Here is a 17,695-nt window from a genome sequence, read left to right as displayed (position 1 = left end):
CTTATGTCAGAAAAGCAGAAAATTTAGGAGATTGTTTCGCGGCGTGCACTTTTTGGGCGAAAAGCTGCTACGACCTGAGGATCGGTCTCAACATAAGGCCCCTCGAGCAGTTGTATACAATAAGGTACACTCGCAAAAATCCCTGGTACGACGACCGTGCCGTCGGCCTCTTTCACCCCTTCCAGAGTCTCTTTAATCGATTTCGGCTGGCCGGGTAAATTGAGGATCAGCGCTTGTTTACGGATCACCCCAACCTGTCGGGAAAGAATGGCCGTCGGGACAAAGCGCAGGCTGATCTGACGCATCTGTTCGCCAAAGCCGGGCATTTCACGGTCGGCTATCGCCAGCGTGGCATCCGGGGTGACATCACGGCGCGCGGGGCCGGTACCGCCGGTCGTCAGCACCAGATGGCAGCTCATTTCATCCACCAGCTCGCACAGCGTCTGTTCGATGATCGCCTGTTCATCCGGGATCAGACGGGTCTGGATGTCAAAGGGGGTGGTGAGCGCACTGTCCAACCAGGCTTCGAGCGCGGGGATGCCTTTATCTTCGTAGACACCGCTTGAAGCGCGGTCAGAAATCGAGACTAAGCCGATGCGTAAGGTATTCATATCCATTCCATTCAAAAAGTACTGATTAAGAGGAATGATACACGCAGAGGGGAAATTCAGACAGAGGAGGCAAGAGGTCGCGTGACCGGGGATCCGGTCACGCGGAATGATTACAGCAGGTCGCCGATCATTTTTTCCAGTTTTTCCTGGTCTACAGCAAACTTACGGATACCGTCTGCCAGTTTGTCTACAGCCATTGGATCCTGGTTGTGCTGCCACAGGAACTCGGATTCCGTGATGCGTTCTGGACGCGCTTTCACTTCACCGGTGTAGGACAGTTTACGCTCGATAGCGCCTTCGCTCTCTGCCAGCTCTTTCAGCAGTGCAGGTGCAATGGTCAGGCGGTCACAGCCAGCCAGCTCAATGATTTCGCCTACGTTACGGAAGCTTGCACCCATCACGACGGTCTCGTAGCCGTGCTGCTTGTAGTATTCGTAGATTTCAGTCACAGACACCACGCCTGGATCTTCCGCTGCCGCGTACTCTTTCTTATCGGTATTGGCTTTGTACCAGTCCAGAATACGGCCAACGAACGGAGAGATCAGGTAAACACCGGCTTCTGCACAAGCACGCGCCTGCGCGAAGGAGAACAGCAGCGTCAGGTTACAGTTGATGCCTTCTTTTTCCAGCTGTTCTGCCGCGCGGATACCCTGCCAGGTAGAGGCCAGTTTGATCAGGATACGATCGTTGCTGATGCCCGCATCGTTGTACAGCTTGATCAGGTGTTTCGCTTTAGCGATAGAGGCTTCGGTGTCGTAGGACAGACGCGCGTCCACTTCGGTAGAAATACGACCCGGAACCAGTTTCAGGATTTCCAGACCGATATTTACGGCCAGTTTGTCCGTCGCGTCCACAACCTGCTGAGCACGATCGCTGCTCTGCGTTTTTGCCCAGGTCACTGCGTCGTCAATCAGTTTGCGATACTCAGGGATCTGTGCGGCGTTCAGGATCAGAGAAGGGTTGGTGGTGGCATCCTGCGGCTGATACAACTTCATTGCCGCGATATCTCCAGTGTCAGCTACAACAGTGGTGAACTGACGAAGGGAGGTTAATTTATCCGTCATGATAGTGTTTCTCTTTTACGTGCCCTGGATAATTCACGCTACCGACAGCATGCCAGCAACGGAAAAATGACAGGTTTACTTGTTAGGGGGATGTAACCGGTCTGCCCTGATGATAACACGACGGAATAGCAGCGCAACCGCAGACCGTGCGCTTGGGGTGTACTGAGGGAGAGTATGGTAAACTCGCAATATTAACAGGCTGCTAATTAACAGCGTGCTCAATAACTGGAAGCGCTTACCTTTTTCATTTGGCATCAACAGAGGGACGTTAATGCCTGATTTCTTTTATTTTATCAACGAGGTCCTCTGGGGCTCGGTCATGATATACCTGCTTCTGGGAGCCGGTATCTGGTTTACGCTGCGCAGTGGCTTTATCCAGTTTCGTTATATTCGTAAGTTTGGCAAAAGTCTGAAAAACAGCGTCACGCCCCAGCCAGGCGGATTGACCTCCTTTCAGGCATTATGCACCAGTCTTGCCGCCCGTGTCGGGAGCGGGAATCTGGCAGGCGTGGCCTTAGCCATCGGCGCAGGCGGGCCCGGGGCGGTATTCTGGATGTGGGTGACGGCCATTATTGGTATGGCCACCTCGTTTGCGGAATGCTCACTCGCTCAACTGTATAAAGAACGCGATAAAACCGGCCAGTTCCGGGGCGGACCGGCGTGGTATATGGCGCGGGGCCTGGGAATGCGCTGGATGGGAGTTCTCTTCTCCCTCTTTCTGCTGCTGGCCTACGGGCTGATATTTAACACGGTTCAGGCTAACTCCGTTTCGCATGCGCTGCACTATGCCTTCGCGATACCGGAATGGCTTACGGGGTCTGGGCTGGCCCTTGTCGCGCTGCTGGTGATGATCACCGGCATTAAACGTGTCGCCCGTCTGATGCAATGGCTTGTCCCCATAATGGCGGTCGTATGGGTGACCGCCAGCATCATCGTTATGCTTATGCATCCGGGCGAGATCCCGACGGTTATCGCCACCATCTTTAAATGTGCCTTTGGCTGGCGAGAAGCCACCGCAGGGGCGCTGGGTTATACCATCAGCCAGGCGCTGACAGCCGGCTTTCATCGCGGGATGTTCTGCAATGAGGCGGGTATGGGATCGACACCCAATGCGGCAGCGGCGGCGGCGTCATGGCCCCCTCACCCGGCTGCGCAAGGCATTGTGCAGATGATTGGCGTGTTTACCGATACCATAATCATCTGTAGTGCGAGCGCCATGATTATTCTGCTCGCCGGGCCTATGCCTCATGATGAGCACTCCGCTGGCGTACAGTTGATTCAGCAGGCGCTGACCACCCTTTCCGGGGCCTGGGGCGCTGAGTTTGTCTCACTTGTCGTGTTGTTATTTGCCTTTAGCTCCATCGTGGCAAACTACATTTATGCGGAAAATAATCTGATCTTTTTGCGGCTGGATTCGCGCGCAACGCGCTGGATGCTGCGGGCCAGTATTGCCCTCATGGTGTTAATGGGATCGGTTATGAGCCTGCCGCTGGTGTGGCAGCTGGCCGATGTCATCATGGCATTGATGGCTATCACCAACCTGACCGCCATTTTATTGCTTTCGCCCGTCGTGACGCTGATTGCCAGGGACTATCTGCGCCAGCGAAAACTGGGCGTCCCCCCCGTTTTTGATGCCACGCGTTACCCGGAAATCGAGTCGCAAATTGCGCCTGGTAGCTGGGATGATTTGCCGCGGCAATAGCAGTCATCGATCAATTCAGGCCGTTTTTTTGCTAAAGTCGCCCTAAATTTCCTGCAAGGACTGGATATGCTGATTTTAATTTCACCTGCTAAGACGCTCGATTATCAAAGCCCTCTCGCCACCGAGCGTTATACCCAGCCTGAACTGCTGGACTACTCTCAACAGCTGATTCACGAGGCGCGTAAACTGTCCGCCCCGCAAATCGGCAAGCTGATGAGCATCAGCGACAAACTGGCCGATCTTAACGCCACCCGTTTCCATGACTGGCAGCCTGATTTTACGCCGTCAAATGCGCGCCAGGCGCTTCTCGCTTTTAAAGGCGATGTCTACACGGGCTTACGGGCAGAAACTTTCAGCGAAGCGGATTTTGACTTTGCTCAAACCCATCTGCGCATGCTGTCTGGTCTGTACGGCGTGCTGCGCCCTCTGGATCTGATGCAACCCTATCGTCTTGAGATGGGTATCCGCTTCGAAAACGCCAAAGGCAAAGATCTTTACCAGTTCTGGGGCGATATCATCACTGAAAAGCTTAACGAGGCGCTTAAAGCCCAGGGCGATGACGTGATAATTAACCTGGCCTCCGACGAATATTACAAATCGGTGAAGCCGAAAAAGCTGGACGCACAAATCATTAAGCCGGTTTTCCTGGATGAAAAGAACGGCACGTTTAAGGTGATTAGCTTCTACGCTAAAAAAGCGCGCGGGCTGATGAGCCGCTACATCATAGAGAATCGCCTCACTCAACCCGAACAGCTTAAGACGTTTGACAGTGAGGGATATTTCTTTGATGCCGAGGCCTCAGCGAACGGTGAGATGGTGTTCAAGCGGCACGAGCAGTAGCGCCCGATAGCCTCTTTCTTCGGATGAAGGCGTACCCTCTCCCGTTGGGAGAGGGCTGGCGTAAGAGACCCGGACGATACCCTCCCTTAACGGTGCTTCCACTCTTTCCCCGGATGATGGTCTTCGTGACCACGATCGTGACGATCGCGATGTTCATCATGCGGATGCCAGCGATTCTCGCGCCATTCGTAATGCGAGCGCCACCAGTCATGATCGCGCCAGCGACCGCCGTCCCAGTAGTGTCCTCGATTATCCTGATCGCCAATGTGCAGTTTCACCGCTGGCACAAGAGTGATTTCAGATGCCTGTACCGCCATGGGAGCGACCAGCATCAGTGAAAGCGCGATAAGTGCAGGTTTCAGTTTAGACATAGGTGACTCCTTCATATTCTTGCCCGACATGGGCCGATAACTGAAGGTTACGTGAGGGGAACCGGGGATGTTATTCTCTGCAATCCTATTCTCTAAGTGACCGCATTTATTGGGCATTTCTGCATTTTTCCTGCTTTTTTTCTCCTTAATTTCTTCACAAAAAAGCCGGGAGACGCTGCGCCTTACCCGGCCTAAAAAGGTTATCGACGCGCCGATCTTACCCGCGCGTCATCATCAACTTACGCAGCGCGGCAAAATCCGCAGGCAGTTCATGCGACAGCAGCGGCAGGTCTGCGCGCTCCGCCAGCTCTTTTGGCAGCGGAAGGGACTCGCCCAGAATCTCATCCACACTCTCTTTGAACTTCGCCGGGTGCGCAGTGCCCAGGAACAGGCCATATTCGCCCGGATTCAGCTGGTCGCGCAACGCACGATAGGCAATCGCCGCATGCGGTTCAGAGGTATAGCCTACCGCTTTCAGCTCACGCATCGTGGCTTTGGTGGTTTCATCCGTGACTGCCGCATAGCCAAGATCGCCCAGTCGCCAAATCTTGCGGCGGAACAGCTCTTCGACGCGGGGCCAGTTGTTCGGCTGGCTCACGTCCATCGCGTTAGAGAGCGTGGCTTTGGTTGCATTCGGTGCCCACGTACCGTCTTTAAGGAAGCGCGGCACCGTGTCGTTGGCGTTGGTCGCGGCGATAAAACGCTTCACCGGCAGACCCAGCGATTTTGCCAGCAGGCCCGCGGTCAGATCGCCGAAATTACCGCTCGGAACGGAGATCACCAGCTGATTGCGTGCTTCCTGAGGCAGTTGCGCCACCGCTTCGAAGTAGTAGCAAATCTGCGCCAGAAGACGGCTGATATTGATGGAGTTAGCCGAGTTTAAGCCCAGCGCGGCTTTCAGCTCTTCGTCATCAAAGGCCTGCTTGACCAGCGCCTGGCAGGCATCAAAGTCTCCGTCGATGGCCACCGTTTCAATATTGCCGCCCAGGGTGCAGAACAGTTTTTCCTGTAACGGGCTGATTTTACCCTTAGGATAGAGAATGACGACGCGCACGTTCTTCAGACCGTAGAAGGCATGCGCGACCGCTGCCCCCGTATCCCCGGAAGTTGCGGTCAGAATGGTCACCGGTTTGTCGCCGCTGATGTGGGTCAGCATTTGCGCCATAAAGCGGCCGCCAAAGTCTTTGAACGCCAGCGTCGGGCCATGGAACAGCTCCAGACAGCCAATATCAGGTTCAACCGATTTAACCGGCGCCGGGAAGGTAAATGCCGTGCGGATACGCTCTTCCAGCAGCTCCTGCGGAATCTCTTCACCGATAAAGGCGGAGACGATTTTAGCGCTACGGCTGACAAAATCCTGCTTCAGCATGTCGTCGATTTCGGTCAACGAAAATTCAGGCAGATCGTGCGGGAAAAACAGCCCCTGATTTTTGCCCAATCCTTGCGTCACGGCCTGCGCAAAGCTGACCTGCTCGTTATGATCTTTAAGGTTATAGAGTTTCATCGTTTATCCCAGTACTCGTGCGCCTGCCGTGTCCAGACGGCAAATATGAACAAAGCCTTCCTGATTTTGCAGGTAGTGTTTAGTCAGCCAGTCGGCCACGCGCTGCGCGGTGTCCGGCTTATCGCACAGTGCAAAGAGTGTCGGGCCTGAGCCAGAAATCCCGCATGCCTGTGCGCCCATATCCATCGATGCCTGACGCGCTTCATTAAAGCCCGGCAGCAGTTTGGTGCGATATGGCTCGGCAATCACATCTTTCATCAGCTTCGCGGCTAGCGCAGGCTGACGGGTATAACAGGCATGAATAAACCCGGCCAGATGCCGGCCATGCGCGATGCAGTCCTGTCGACGATACTGCGCGGGCAGAATCGCGCGAGCTTCCGCGGTAGAGACTTTGATCCCCGGATAGGCTAACACCCACAGCCATTCATCAAAGCCTGGCACTTGCTGGCTGATGATGCCGTTTTCTTCAATCATCAGCTGCATGCCGCCCAGGAAACAGGGGGCGACGTTGTCGTAATGAATGCTGCCGGAAATACGGCCTTCCAGCTCGCCCATCAGGGATAAGAGACGATTGTTATTCAGCGGCTTGCCGCAGTATTCATTCATCGCCACCAGGGCGGCCACGACTGAACAGGCGCTGGATCCCAGCCCCGAGCCAATCGGCATGCTTTTTTCAAGGGTCATCGTGACGGGAACGTTTTTGCCGATTTCCTGGCAGAAGCGTTCCCAGCACTGATAAACAATATTTTCTCGCGGCTCCACGGGCAGTTTGCTGGCAAAGCGGCCCACGTTGGTGAGGCTAAAACTCTCCGCCGCGTCGACCGTGACCGTATCGCCCAGAAGCGACCCATCCACCGGCGTAACCGCCGCGCCCAGTACGTCAAATCCGACGCTCATATTGGCGCTGGAAGCCGGGGCATACACTTTGACCATCTTAAACTCCTAACTTCCATGACAGGGTACGCAACAGATCGGCAAACACGCCCGCCGCCGTCACATCATTCCCTGCGCCGTACCCGCGTAACACCAACGGCAGCGGCTGATAATAGTGGCTGTAAAACGCGAGGGCGTTTTCGCCGTTTTTCACTTTGTACAGCGGATCGTTACCGTCCACTTCAGCAATCTTCACGCGGCAGACGCCGTCGTCTTCAATGTTGCCAACATAGCGCAATACCTTGCCTTCATCACGGGCTTTCGCGACCCGGGCGGCAAACTCATCGTCCAGCGCCGGTAAACGGGCCATAAAGTCGGCCACGTCTCCGCTGTCGTCGAACGTGTCTGGTAACACAGGTTCAATGACGATATCCGAAAGCTCAAGCTCGCGACCGGTTTCGCGGGCAAGAATCAACAGCTTGCGCGCAACGTCCATCCCGGACAGATCGTCGCGGGGATCCGGTTCGGTATAGCCCAGCTCACGCGCGGCGCGGGTCGCCTCTGACAGGCTCATCCCTTCATCCAGCTTGCCGAAGATAAACGACAGCGAGCCGGAGAGGATCCCCGAGAAACGCTGCAGTTCGTCCCCTGCGTTAAGCAGGTTTTGCAGGTTCTCGATCACCGGCAGGCCCGCCCCCACGTTGGTATCGTAGAGGAATTTACGCCGTGATTTACTGGCCGCAAGACGCAGCTGGTGGTAATAGGCCATCGACGAGGTGTTCGCCTTTTTGTTCGGCGTCACCACGTGGAAGCCTTCGCGCAGGAAATCTGCGTATTGATCCGCCACCGCCTGATGCGAGGTACAGTCAACGATCACCGGATTCAGCAGATGGTACTCTTTCACCAGACGGATCAGACGCCCCAGGTTAAACGGCTCTTTGGCCTCGGCCATCTCAGCCTGCCAGTTCTCCAGGCTTAATCCGTGAACGTTGGTCAGCAACGCCCGGGAGTTGGCAATCCCGCACACGCGCAGATCGATATGCTTACTCTTCAGCCAGGTCTGCTGACGTTTCAACTGCTCCAGCAGCGCGCCGCCGACACCGCCGACGCCAATCAGGAAGACCTCAATCACCTGATCGGTATTGAACAACATCTGATGCGTCACGCGTACACCGGTGGTCGCATCGTCGTTATTCACCACCACCGAAATCGAACGCTCAGAAGAACCCTGAGCAATCGCCACGATATTGATATTGGCGCGAGCCAGCGCGGCAAAGAATTTCGCGGAGATCCCGCGCAGCGTCCGCATCCCGTCGCCGACCACGGAGATGATCGCCAGCCGCTCCTGAATCGACAGCGGCTCCAGAAGCTCCTCTTTCAGCTCCAGATAGAACTCTTCTTCCAGCGCACGGCGGGCACGCAAACAATCACCCTGATGAACGCAGAAGCTGATGCTATATTCCGAAGAGGACTGGGTGATCAACACGACCGAGATCCCGTTGCGTGACATGGCGGCAAAGACGCGCGCCGCCATGCCTACCATCCCTTTCATGCCCGGGCCAGACACGCTGAACATCGCCATATTATTCAGGTTTGAAATGCCTTTTACCGGCAGGTCCTCCTCATCATGGCTGGCTCCAATCAGCGTACCCGGTGCCTGTGGGTTACCGGTGTTTTTGATCAGGCATGGGATCTGGAACTGCGCAATAGGCGAGATCGTACGTGGATGAAGCACTTTCGCGCCAAAGTAAGACAGCTCCATCGCTTCCTGATAAGACATGGACTTGAGCAGTCTGGCATCCGGCACCTGGCGTGGATCGCAGGTATAGACGCCGTCGACGTCCGTCCAGATTTCGCAGCAGTCGGCACGCAGGCAGGCAGCCAGCACGGCAGCGGAGTAGTCTGAACCGTTGCGCCCCAGCACAACCAGCTCGCCCTTTTCGTTTCCGGCGGTAAAGCCCGCCATCAGAATCATATGGTCAGACGGAATTTTGCTGGCGGCGATGCGGCGGGTGGATTCGGCAATATCCACGGTGGATTCGAGGTAATGTCCTACGGCCAGCAATTTTTCTACGGGATCGATAACGGTGACGCGGTGACCACGGGCTTCCAGCAGGCCAGCCATGATCGCGATAGAGAGTTTTTCGCCACGGCAGATCAGCGCAGCATTGATGCTGTCCGGACATTGCCCCAGCAGGCTGATGCCATGCAAAACGTGTTTAATCTGAGCAAACTCTTGCTCCACAAAGGCCTTCAGTTGGGCAAGCGGGAACCCCGCCTGCATCTCCGCCAGCCCCTGAAGCAGTTCGGCAAAAATACGCTCGGCGTCGCTGATGTTCGGGAGGGCATCCTGACCACCGATGGTTTTTTCAATCATCGCCACCAGATGGTTGGTTATTTTCGCCGGGGCAGAGAGGACGGTCGCAACCTGCCCCTGCCTGGCATTGCTTTCCAGGATATCGGCAACGCGCAGAAAACGTTCTGCATTTGCCACTGATGTACCGCCGAACTTCAACACTCGCATGGTATTACCTCATTTCCTTTAGCCGAAAAAAAAGCCCGCACTGGTTAGGTGCGGGCTTTTTTCTGTTTTTCCTGTTACGCGTCAGCCCGCATCGTTACCTGTGGTAATGATGATGGTTGTTGTAATGGTGGTGGTGCTGATGCGATTCATGGATGTTGTGTGCCTGTCATTATTATCTGTCTGTCCTGTATTCTTTTAGGGTTAAAGTATCCGGCATCTTAAGTCAATTAATTTTTAAATTGCTCAGTGTTTGCGCGCCTCTGCCGACGCGCTGCGACCCGTTTACTTTCATCCAGAAACGTCCAGTTGCAACCCTTATAAACAGGCCCTTCAACCATATTGAAAAAATATCACAGAATTTTATTCTGGCAGTTTTTTTTCAATGTCATGCAGCAATTGATGCAGCATTGCCGTGTCTCGCTGTGTCAGAAGCCCCAGACGCTGGTGCAGCCAGTCAGCCAGTTTTTGATCGTCCGCGACGTCCAGGCGAGACATCAACGCCCGGGTGCGTGAACGTAATGCCCGCAGCTGGTTTTCATCGGCGGTATTCGGAGCAGGCGTCGTAATTTGCATTAAGGACGCTAATTGATAGCAATACACCATCACCGCCTGGCCTAAATTAAGTGAGGGATAATCCGCCACCATCGGCACGCCGGTTAACACGTCTGCAAGCTCCAGTTCTTCGTTTGTGAGACCGGAATCTTCACGACCAAACACCAGCGCAGCCCTGGGTAACCAGCCGCTTTTTTCCGTCAGTATGGGCAGCAGTTCATCCGGCGTGGCGTAATGATGAAACTTTGCCCGACTCCGCGCCGTGGTCGCAACGGTGAAAGACACGTCCTGAAGCGCATCGGCCAGCGTCGCGTAAGTTGTTATATTATCAAGTATTTCCCCCGAGCCGTGGGCAACCCAGCGCGCCGCAGGTTCAAGATGTGCTTCGCTGGCAACAATACGCAGATCGGTAAAACCCATCGTCTTCATTGCCCGGGCGGCGGCGCCAATATTTTCTGCTCTTGCTGGCGAAACCAGCACTATCGATAAGTGCATTTATGTTCTCTTTCTAATCAGTTAGCGGGGAAAAATGTGATGCGCTTCAACATATTACGCAGCGCGAATTTACAAATTTGCAACACAAATCACCGAAATCGCGTTTCAGTAAAAATTAAAAAGGCTAAACTGTTCTGAGACGGTACTATCAGAGATAATGTTAACAGAAGCTGCTTATCCTTATGTTTACTAATGATAATAAGGGCACCGATACGCTTTTTGAATTGGATTCACATCGTTTATTAATCAAGATCCGCAACTAGTTGGTTTATTGAAAATTTGTGACAAAGGCTACCATTCGGATACGATGATTTCATCAAAGTGTTATCGTGCTACAATTGAACTTGATATATGTCAACGAAGCGTAGTTTTATTGGGTGTCCGGTGTCACTTAGCCTGTTATGTTGCTGTTAAAATGGTTAGGATGACAGCCGTTTTTGACACTGTCGGGTTCAGAGGGAAAGTGCCCACGACCAAGCTAATGATGTTGTTGACGTTGATGGAAAGTGCATCAAGAACGCAATTACGTACTTTAGTCACGTTAGCCCGGTCATGTTAATTTGCGACATGCATCAGGCAGGTCAGGGACTTTTGTACTTCCTGTTTCGATTTAGTTGGCAATTTAGGTAGCAAACATGCAGACCCCGCACATTCTTATCGTTGAAGACGAGTTGGTAACACGCAACACGTTGAAGAGCATTTTCGAAGCAGAAGGCTACGATGTCTTTGAAGCGACCGATGGCGCAGAAATGCATCAGATCCTTTCTGAAAATGATATCAATCTGGTGATTATGGATATCAACCTGCCCGGGAAAAACGGCCTTCTGCTGGCGCGCGAGCTGCGTGAACAGGCGAACGTCGCATTAATGTTCCTGACAGGCCGTGATAATGAAGTCGATAAAATTCTGGGCCTGGAAATTGGCGCAGATGACTACATCACCAAGCCGTTTAATCCGCGCGAATTAACCATCCGTGCACGCAACCTGCTGTCCCGTACCATGAACCTCGGTACCGTGAGCGAAGAGCGTCGCAGCGTTGACAGCTATAAATTCAACGGCTGGGAACTCGATATCAATAGTCGTTCACTGGTCAGCCCTAACGGCGAACAGTATAAGCTGCCGCGCAGTGAATTCCGCGCCATGCTGCACTTCTGCGAAAATCCGGGCAAGATCCAGTCCCGTGCAGAACTGCTGAAGAAAATGACCGGCCGTGAGCTTAAGCCACACGACCGTACTGTTGATGTGACCATTCGTCGTATTCGTAAGCACTTCGAATCCACACCAGATACACCTGAAATCATCGCCACGATTCATGGCGAAGGTTACCGCTTCTGCGGCGAATTGCAGGAATAATTCCGCTTTTCATACAGTAAAAACGGCGCTTACGCGCCGTTTTTTATTTCCAGATCCTTAACGTATCATCGTCCGGCGCCCCTGACGGCAGCGGACGTTTCGGCTGCGAAAGCGAATACCAGTCAAAGTGGCGAGTCAGATACATCACCGCAAACAGCGCCAGCACCAGTACACCTGAGCCGAGCAGCAGCGCACTGTCCTCCGACCGTAGCAGACACCACATCACCCCATCCAGACCAAGCAATGCCGCCACGAACAGGCCGCTTCGTGCCCAGCCTTTTAGTACGGCCTGCAGATACACGCCATTCATCAGCGCTGCAACCAGGCTTGCCACGATCCACGCCGGGGTAAAGCCAATGTGTTCAGACAGCGCCAGCAGAACCAGATAGAACAGGACCAGCGACAGCCCTACCAGCAGATATTGCATCGGATGCAGACGCAGATGAGTCAGGGTTTCGTAGACAAAGAACGCCATAAAGGTCAGGGCAATCAGCAAAATGGCATATTTAATGGCGCGATCGGTGAGCTGGTACTGATCGGCCGGCGTTGCCACCATCACGCTAAAGGCCGGGAGTTGCCGCCATTCGGGTCCTTCCTGAGCGCTAAACTGGCTTTCAAGGTCGTTAGCAAACCAGGTGCTCTCCCAGTGGGCCTGAAAACCGGAATCGCTGATCTCATGCTTCACGGGCAAATAATTTCCCATAAAGCCCGGGTGAGGCCAGTTGCTGCTGAGGTTAAGCGCGCTGTTGCGTCCTACCGGAACGATATCAAGACTTCCGGTACCGTTCAGTTTAAGGGACATCTCCAGCGCGAACGATTTACCCTCGAGCATTTTCTGCGTCAACGGAATGTGAATACCGGGCAGATCGCCTGCCACACCCGAACCAGGCTCAATGGGCAGCGTTTCGCCGTTCACCTTCGAGACCGTTACGGCCCCTATACCCCGGGCATCTCCCACGCTCACCACGATAAAAGGCTGCCCAAGCGCGATCGTTTCGCCTTTTAAGGACGCCAGCTTTTCAGGGTTAAATTGGGCCTTGAGCGTAAGATCCGAGCTCCAGATTTGTCCGTCATAGATACCAATATTGCGTGACTCAACGTGCTGGCTGCCGTCAATTAACAGGGATTCTGGCAGCAGAAAATGGAGATAACTGCGCTTGTGCTCGACCTCTTTTTTATCTTCAATCCGGTAAAAGATTTCCGTCACGGGAATGGCGATGACCGGGCCGGTTAACTGCTGTGAGCCGCTGGTGCTTTTCCGCAACGCCTCTTCGACGCTATGGCGATAGCTCACGCGTTCCGCAATTAAATTACCCACCATCATCAGTGGGACCAACAACAGCAGGATGCACCCTAACAGGGTGCAGATTTTCCAGAACAGGGGGGATTTTTTCATGACCTTCTCCTTTGTGATGGCAGGAGCTTAACGAGGCCATGTGCGGTCAGTTTGAAGTTATGTGAAGGGACGGTGAAGTGTCAGGGTGGCTTTCACGCCGCCTTGCGGGCGATTATGCAAGACTATCTCCCCCTGATGCAGACGTGCCACCTCCTGAACGAAGGCAAGCCCCAGCCCGCTGCTCTTTACGCCATTGGCGCGGGGAAGCGAATAAAAACGCTCAAAGATGCGGGGCAGCGCGTAATCAGGAATCCCGGTGCCGCTGTCGACCACGCTGAGGGCTACCCCTGCTGACGTGGCCTGCGCCGCCAGGACAAGGCTTCCACCTTCAGGCGTGAAATCGATCGCATTATCCAGCAGGTTACCTAAAGCCTGCTCGATCAAATCGGCGTCGCCCACCAGCTGTAGCGAGGGGGAATCGATCTTCAGATGCAGCCGTTTCGCCGAAAGTGAGGTAGAACGCGTTTCATGTAAACGGGTGAATAAGGTTCCAGTGTCGATCGTCGTCGGCGCAATCTCGACGCGGTTTTCAAGCCTCGCCTGGGTCAGCAGCTTTTCAACCAGCGATTGCATGCGCGCATTTTGCACCAGAATATTATCAATAAACCGCGAGGCAACCTGCGGCGGGGGCTGCTCAGTTAAAATCTCTGCGGCACCACGCACTGCCGCCAGCGGGCTTTTCAGCTCGTGCGTCAGGGCGTGAACATAATGCTCAATCTCTTTTTTGCCTTCGAGGCGCAGACGCATATTTTCCAGCGCCTGTGCCAGCTTGCGCAGTTCACGGCTTCCCGGGTCAGGCAAAGGCAACGGGGAGTCACGGGTGACCGAATCGGCATAACGCGACAGCAGGCCAATTGAGCGGTTGATCCACCACACCACGATCGCGCCGATCAACAGCGCGATCCCCAGTAACGCGCCGCCCGCCCACAAAATGCGGCGTTCGCTACGATGGATCACGGGGGCCATCGCGAGGTTCGGTTTCCCCACGGAAAGCACCCCAATGATGCTCCCCCGATCTATTATCGGCGCGGCAACGTACATCACCGTACTTTCCGGATCGTCGGGATGGGCAGCCGTACTCCGTGCGCCATACTTGCCCCGGAGCGTGAGCCAGACATCATTCCAGCGAGAATAATCCTGACCAGGCGCTTTACCGGCAGAGTCGAACACCACCCTGCCCTGCGCATCAGTCATATAGACATGATATTCGTTACGTACCTTCTGAATACCGGCAATGTTCGCGCGCAAAGGACGCTGATGAAGCCGTGAAAAGGCCTGCGCCAGCTGACCATTTTGTGCGGAACCGGACAGCAGATCGTCCCGGCCAATTTCAGCCAGCAACGTCGCCGTATCGATTAACGTCCCCTCCGTTGCCCGCCGGACGCCAGGCTTCACTTCCTGCACAAAAATCGACAGCACAAACCAGGCGGCGATCGCCACGATCAGGAAATACCCCAGCAACAGGCGCATGCCAATTCGCATTACATTAACCCCAGGCTGTAGCCCATTCCGCGATGGGTACTGACCGGCGACAGATCGGGATTGATAGCGCGTAGCTTCGCCCGCAGGGTTTTAATATGCGTATCCACGGTGCGATCAAAGCTGTCCCCTTCATCGCCCCAGACCTGGTCCATCAACTGTTGACGGGAAAAGACGCGCCCCGGGGAGAGCAGCAGGGTCTTGAGCAGCAAAAACTCATAGCGGGTTAAGGTCAGGGGTTTACCGCACCAGCTGATATACGCCGCAGGCTCGTTAAGCTCAAAGTGTCCGATACGCACAATGTCTGTCGGCACGGTGGATTTCTGCATCCGTCGCAGGATGGTCCGCACGCGGGCACAGACTTCACGCGGCGAAAACGGTTTGGCCACGTAATCGTCGGCGCCCATTTCCAGGCCGAGTAATTTATCCACCTCGTCGCTGCGCGCGGTGAGGAACAGCACCGGCAGGGAAGGATGGAGTGCCAACAGGCGACGGCACAGCTCAAAACCGCTGATATCGGGTAAACCCACGTCCAGGATCGCCAGTGCAGGCGGACGAAGACGGGCTTCATCCAGGGCCGACAAGCCGCGTTCAAAGGTTTTCACCGCAAACCCTTCCTGCGACAGCATATAGACGAGCGTCTCTGCAATACTGACTTCGTCTTCCACCAGCCAAATCAACGGTTGCTGCATTGCCCGGCCCCCATTAATGCCATGGCATAATCGGCACAGCGCTTATGGCGTTTTTAGGCGAGCCTTCGACCACTTTGTCAGAGTAAGCCAGATAGGCCAGCGTGTTGCGTTTCGCATCATAGAAGCGAACAACCTGCAGTTTTTTGAACACCAGCGAGGTGCGTTTCTGGAAGACAACGTCACCCTGTGATTTGCCGTTTTTTATCTTGTCGCTCAGCTCAACGGGCCCGACCTGCTGGCAAGAAATGGCGGCATCAGAGGTATCTTCCGCCAGACCTAATCCGCCTTTAATGCCCCCTGTTTTCGCCCGGCTGACGTAGCACGTCACGTTCTTCACATCTGGATCGTCGAAGGCTTCCACCACAATTTTGTGGTCCGGGCCAAAGATTTTAAATACGGTGTCGACAGAGCCGATTTGTTCGGCCTGGGCGACGTGACCCACCAGCAGCAGCAGAGAGGTCAGGAGCAATGTCTTGTATTTCATATTGTTACCATTTTTAAGATTACACTGAGCGATTATTCAACAATTTAGCCAAAAAATGTTTCAAGATCACAGGATTACAAAATAATGGCCCTTAATGTGCGGCAAAAAGCATTTATGAGCAAAAAAAACACCGAATGCGCAAACATCAAAAAATGCTATTATCCGCTAACCTGTTATCAGGCACCTGCTGTTTTAAGGATGAGGATAGTATATGGATCAGGCTGGAATTATTCGCGATTTGCTTGTCTGGCTGGAAGGTCATCTTGACCAGCCATTGTCACTGGATAATGTGGCGGCAAAAGCAGGCTATTCCAAGTGGCATCTGCAAAGGATGTTCAAGGATGTTACCGGTCATGCTATCGGTGCCTATATTCGTGCGCGTCGGCTCTCAAAATCTGCGGTCGCCTTGCGCCTCACGGCTCGTCCGATTCTGGACATTGCGCTGCAATACCGTTTCGATTCCCAACAGACGTTTACCCGCGCCTTCAAAAAACAGTTTACGCTGACGCCGGCGCTCTACCGCCGCTCGCCTGACTGGAGCTCGTTTGGCATGCGTCCGCCGCTGCGTTTGGGCGAATTCGCAATGCCGAAACACGAGTTTATCACGCTGCCCGATACTCAGTTAGTGGGCACCACGCAAAGCTACTCCTGTTCTCTGGAGCAAATTTCCGAGTTCCGTCATCAGATGCGCGTGCAGTTCTGGCGTGACTTCCTGAGCCATGCGCCCGCTATCCCGCCGGTGCTTTATGGCCTGAACCAGACGCATCCGAGCCAGGAAAAAGATGACGAGCAGGAGGTGTTTTACACCACCGCGCTCACGCCTGAACTGGCCAATGGCTACATTCAGGGATCAAAAGCGGTCACGGTGGAAGGCGGCGATTACGTGATGTTCACCTACGACGGGCTGGGTACAGGCGTGCAGGAGTTTATCCTGACCGTCTACGGAACCTGTATGCCGATGCTGAACCTGAACCGTCGAAAAGGTCAGGACATTGAGCGTTACTATCCGGTCAGCAACGTGAAACCGGACGAACGCCCAATCGATTTACGCATGGAATACCTGATTCCTATCCGCCGCTAGCGCTGGAGCTCATCCAGTGCGGGGGCATCCAGATGTGAGATGTCCCCGGCCATTTCCACGACCCAGCCAGACGCCAGCCATGGGCTTTCCTGATGGTCAATACGGGAAATAGAACAGTTGCGCAGGCGCAAACGGCGCTCAGCCCAGGCCGGTAGCCCTAAAATCGTGCTCACCAGACATCCCAGCGCAATACCGTGGCTCACCAGCAGAGGGCGACTGCCTGCCGGCAGATTCAGACATTCAGCCAGCGCGCCGTGAACGCGTACGCTCAGCTCCTGCATGGATTCGCCCTCAGGAATACGGCCCTCTTTTGTGCCGTTAACCAGCGTACGACGCCAGCCTTCTTCCTCTTCGGTCAACGAGTCAACGTGACGTTTCTCCAGCACGCCCATATCCAGCTCGCGCAGGCGAGGTTCGAGGATAATATCGCAGCCGCAGGCTTCGGCAATAATCCGCGCCGTTTGCTGGGTACGTCCCAGATCACTGGTGATGACATGGGTGATGCCCAGCGTTTTGGCGCGCTGTGCGACCTGGCACGCCTGTTGCTCACCTTTCGCGGTGAGAGGACTGTCTGACTGGCCTTGAATACGTCGCTCGGCGTTCCACTGCGTTTCACCGTGGCGAACAAGGTAAACCTCTAACATGTTATTTTCCGTTATACTGCGATGAATTTTT

General features: G+C 54.4%; 18 protein-coding genes and 1 other annotated feature. Of the genes, 4 read left to right on the top strand and 14 right to left on the bottom strand.

Features of this window, described 5'->3' with window-relative positions; translation table 11 throughout:
• Nucleotides 1–23 precede the first annotated feature (23 nt).
• Entirely contained in the window at nucleotides 24–611 is a 588-nt protein-coding gene (mog, locus tag LZP96_RS07800; RefSeq protein ID WP_064324760.1) for a molybdopterin adenylyltransferase, read from the bottom strand.
• Between the two features lie 110 nt (nucleotides 612–721).
• Nucleotides 722–1,675, bottom strand: a complete 954-nt coding sequence (gene tal, locus LZP96_RS07795; protein ID WP_064324759.1) for a transaldolase — start codon at nucleotides 1,673–1,675, stop codon at nucleotides 722–724.
• Nucleotides 1,676–1,946: 271 nt separating this feature from the next.
• On the opposite strand from tal, the gene LZP96_RS07790 reads away from it, so the two are divergent.
• Nucleotides 1,947–3,377 carry an alanine/glycine:cation symporter family protein gene (locus LZP96_RS07790; protein WP_064324758.1) on the top strand — a complete coding sequence of 477 codons (1,431 nt, stop codon included), beginning with the start codon at nucleotides 1,947–1,949 and terminating at the stop codon, nucleotides 3,375–3,377.
• A 66-nt stretch (nucleotides 3,378–3,443) separates the two neighbouring features.
• Entirely contained in the window at nucleotides 3,444–4,217 is a 774-nt protein-coding gene (yaaA, locus tag LZP96_RS07785; RefSeq protein ID WP_064324757.1) for a peroxide stress protein YaaA, read from the top strand.
• Nucleotides 4,218–4,303: 86 nt separating this feature from the next.
• Here yaaA and LZP96_RS07780 read toward each other — a convergent pair whose 3' ends face one another.
• The 7 genes from LZP96_RS07780 to yjjY all read right to left on the bottom strand — a co-directional run bounded on the left by LZP96_RS07780 (nucleotide 4,304) and on the right by yjjY (nucleotide 11,076).
• On the bottom strand, nucleotides 4,304–4,588 hold the full coding sequence (locus LZP96_RS07780; RefSeq protein ID WP_064324756.1) for a DUF2502 domain-containing protein: 285 nt from the start codon (nucleotides 4,586–4,588) through the stop codon (nucleotides 4,304–4,306).
• Nucleotides 4,589–4,805: 217 nt separating this feature from the next.
• Nucleotides 4,806–6,092, bottom strand: a complete 1,287-nt coding sequence (gene thrC, locus LZP96_RS07775) for a threonine synthase (protein WP_064324755.1) — start codon at nucleotides 6,090–6,092, stop codon at nucleotides 4,806–4,808.
• 3 nt (nucleotides 6,093–6,095) lie between these two features.
• Nucleotides 6,096–7,025 carry a homoserine kinase gene (gene thrB, locus LZP96_RS07770; RefSeq protein WP_064324754.1) on the bottom strand — a complete coding sequence of 310 codons (930 nt, stop codon included), beginning with the start codon at nucleotides 7,023–7,025 and terminating at the stop codon, nucleotides 6,096–6,098.
• A 1-nt stretch (nucleotide 7,026) separates the two neighbouring features.
• A complete protein-coding gene (thrA, locus tag LZP96_RS07765; protein ID WP_064324753.1) occupies nucleotides 7,027–9,489 on the bottom strand; it encodes a bifunctional aspartate kinase/homoserine dehydrogenase I in 2,463 nt (820 codons plus the stop codon).
• 24 nt (nucleotides 9,490–9,513) lie between these two features.
• Nucleotides 9,514–9,632: a sequence feature (Thr leader region), on the bottom strand.
• The gene (gene thrL / locus LZP96_RS07760) at nucleotides 9,571–9,639 is read right to left on the bottom strand and encodes a thr operon leader peptide (RefSeq protein WP_071892486.1); all 69 of its coding nucleotides are present in this window, start codon (nucleotides 9,637–9,639) and stop codon (nucleotides 9,571–9,573) included. It overlaps the preceding feature by 62 nt.
• Before the next feature lie 210 nt (nucleotides 9,640–9,849).
• Nucleotides 9,850–10,536, bottom strand: coding sequence for a tRNA/rRNA methyltransferase (locus tag LZP96_RS07755; RefSeq protein ID WP_064324752.1), 687 nt, complete (start codon nucleotides 10,534–10,536; stop codon nucleotides 9,850–9,852).
• A gap of 399 nt (nucleotides 10,537–10,935) precedes the next feature.
• A complete protein-coding gene (gene yjjY / locus LZP96_RS07750; RefSeq protein ID WP_086870418.1) occupies nucleotides 10,936–11,076 on the bottom strand; it encodes a YjjY family protein in 141 nt (46 codons plus the stop codon).
• A 95-nt stretch (nucleotides 11,077–11,171) separates the two neighbouring features.
• On the opposite strand from yjjY, the gene arcA reads away from it, so the two are divergent.
• Nucleotides 11,172–11,888, top strand: a complete 717-nt coding sequence (gene arcA, locus LZP96_RS07745) for a two-component system response regulator ArcA (RefSeq protein WP_064324751.1) — start codon at nucleotides 11,172–11,174, stop codon at nucleotides 11,886–11,888.
• 43 nt (nucleotides 11,889–11,931) lie between these two features.
• On the opposite strand, the gene creD is transcribed toward arcA, so the two are convergent.
• The 4 genes from creD to creA are packed head-to-tail and all read right to left on the bottom strand — an operon-like array spanning nucleotide 11,932 to nucleotide 15,939.
• Complete coding sequence (creD, locus tag LZP96_RS07740; protein WP_064324750.1) at nucleotides 11,932–13,284, bottom strand: cell envelope integrity protein CreD; 1,353 nt, start codon at nucleotides 13,282–13,284, stop codon at nucleotides 11,932–11,934.
• Nucleotides 13,285–13,341: 57 nt separating this feature from the next.
• Nucleotides 13,342–14,766: a two-component system sensor histidine kinase CreC gene (gene creC, locus LZP96_RS07735; RefSeq protein ID WP_064324749.1), complete on the bottom strand. Its 1,425-nt coding sequence runs from the start codon at nucleotides 14,764–14,766 to the stop codon at nucleotides 13,342–13,344.
• Nucleotides 14,766–15,455: a two-component system response regulator CreB gene (gene creB / locus LZP96_RS07730; protein WP_064324748.1), complete on the bottom strand. Its 690-nt coding sequence runs from the start codon at nucleotides 15,453–15,455 to the stop codon at nucleotides 14,766–14,768. The genes creC and creB overlap by 1 nt, the downstream gene beginning before the upstream one ends.
• A 13-nt stretch (nucleotides 15,456–15,468) precedes the next feature.
• Nucleotides 15,469–15,939 (bottom strand): protein CreA, encoded by a 471-nt coding sequence (gene creA, locus LZP96_RS07725; RefSeq protein WP_064324747.1) that lies wholly within the window; start codon nucleotides 15,937–15,939, stop codon nucleotides 15,469–15,471.
• Nucleotides 15,940–16,150: 211 nt separating this feature from the next.
• Here creA and robA point away from each other — a divergent pair, with 211 nt between their 5' ends.
• A complete protein-coding gene (gene robA / locus LZP96_RS07720; protein WP_064324746.1) occupies nucleotides 16,151–17,020 on the top strand; it encodes an MDR efflux pump AcrAB transcriptional activator RobA in 870 nt (289 codons plus the stop codon).
• Here robA and gpmB read toward each other — a convergent pair.
• Nucleotides 17,017–17,664: a 2,3-diphosphoglycerate-dependent phosphoglycerate mutase GpmB gene (gene gpmB / locus LZP96_RS07715; RefSeq protein ID WP_064324745.1), complete on the bottom strand. Its 648-nt coding sequence runs from the start codon at nucleotides 17,662–17,664 to the stop codon at nucleotides 17,017–17,019. The genes robA and gpmB overlap by 4 nt on opposite strands.
• Nucleotides 17,665–17,695: the final 31 nt, after the last annotated feature.

Origin of the sequence: Huaxiibacter chinensis (genome assembly GCF_022171985.1) — a bacterium.
GTDB lineage: Bacteria > Pseudomonadota > Gammaproteobacteria > Enterobacterales > Enterobacteriaceae > Enterobacter > Enterobacter chinensis_A.
The sequence above is the reverse complement of the archived record's forward strand: the minus strand, read 5'-3'. Positions and strand labels throughout refer to the sequence as shown.

Bases quoted from the DNA above. Each gene is read 5' to 3' on its own strand.
- creD (WP_064324750.1), bottom strand. From the start codon at position 13,284: ATGAAAAAATCCCCCCTGTTCTGGAAAATCTGCACCCTGTTAGGGTGC.
- robA (WP_064324746.1), top strand. From the start codon at position 16,151: ATGGATCAGGCTGGAATTATTCGCGATTTGCTTGTCTGGCTGGAAGGT.
- thrA (WP_064324753.1), bottom strand. From the start codon at position 9,489: ATGCGAGTGTTGAAGTTCGGCGGTACATCAGTGGCAAATGCAGAACGT.
- creA (WP_064324747.1), bottom strand. From the start codon at position 15,939: ATGAAATACAAGACATTGCTCCTGACCTCTCTGCTGCTGCTGGTGGGT.
- LZP96_RS07755 (WP_064324752.1), bottom strand. From the start codon at position 10,536: ATGCACTTATCGATAGTGCTGGTTTCGCCAGCAAGAGCAGAAAATATT.
- thrC (WP_064324755.1), bottom strand. From the start codon at position 6,092: ATGAAACTCTATAACCTTAAAGATCATAACGAGCAGGTCAGCTTTGCG.
- arcA (WP_064324751.1), top strand. From the start codon at position 11,172: ATGCAGACCCCGCACATTCTTATCGTTGAAGACGAGTTGGTAACACGC.
- gpmB (WP_064324745.1), bottom strand. From the start codon at position 17,664: ATGTTAGAGGTTTACCTTGTTCGCCACGGTGAAACGCAGTGGAACGCC.
- thrB (WP_064324754.1), bottom strand. From the start codon at position 7,025: ATGGTCAAAGTGTATGCCCCGGCTTCCAGCGCCAATATGAGCGTCGGA.
- creC (WP_064324749.1), bottom strand. From the start codon at position 14,766: ATGCGAATTGGCATGCGCCTGTTGCTGGGGTATTTCCTGATCGTGGCG.
- tal (WP_064324759.1), bottom strand. From the start codon at position 1,675: ATGACGGATAAATTAACCTCCCTTCGTCAGTTCACCACTGTTGTAGCT.
- LZP96_RS07780 (WP_064324756.1), bottom strand. From the start codon at position 4,588: ATGTCTAAACTGAAACCTGCACTTATCGCGCTTTCACTGATGCTGGTC.
- LZP96_RS07790 (WP_064324758.1), top strand. From the start codon at position 1,947: ATGCCTGATTTCTTTTATTTTATCAACGAGGTCCTCTGGGGCTCGGTC.
- yaaA (WP_064324757.1), top strand. From the start codon at position 3,444: ATGCTGATTTTAATTTCACCTGCTAAGACGCTCGATTATCAAAGCCCT.
- mog (WP_064324760.1), bottom strand. From the start codon at position 611: ATGAATACCTTACGCATCGGCTTAGTCTCGATTTCTGACCGCGCTTCA.
- creB (WP_064324748.1), bottom strand. From the start codon at position 15,455: ATGCAGCAACCGTTGATTTGGCTGGTGGAAGACGAAGTCAGTATTGCA.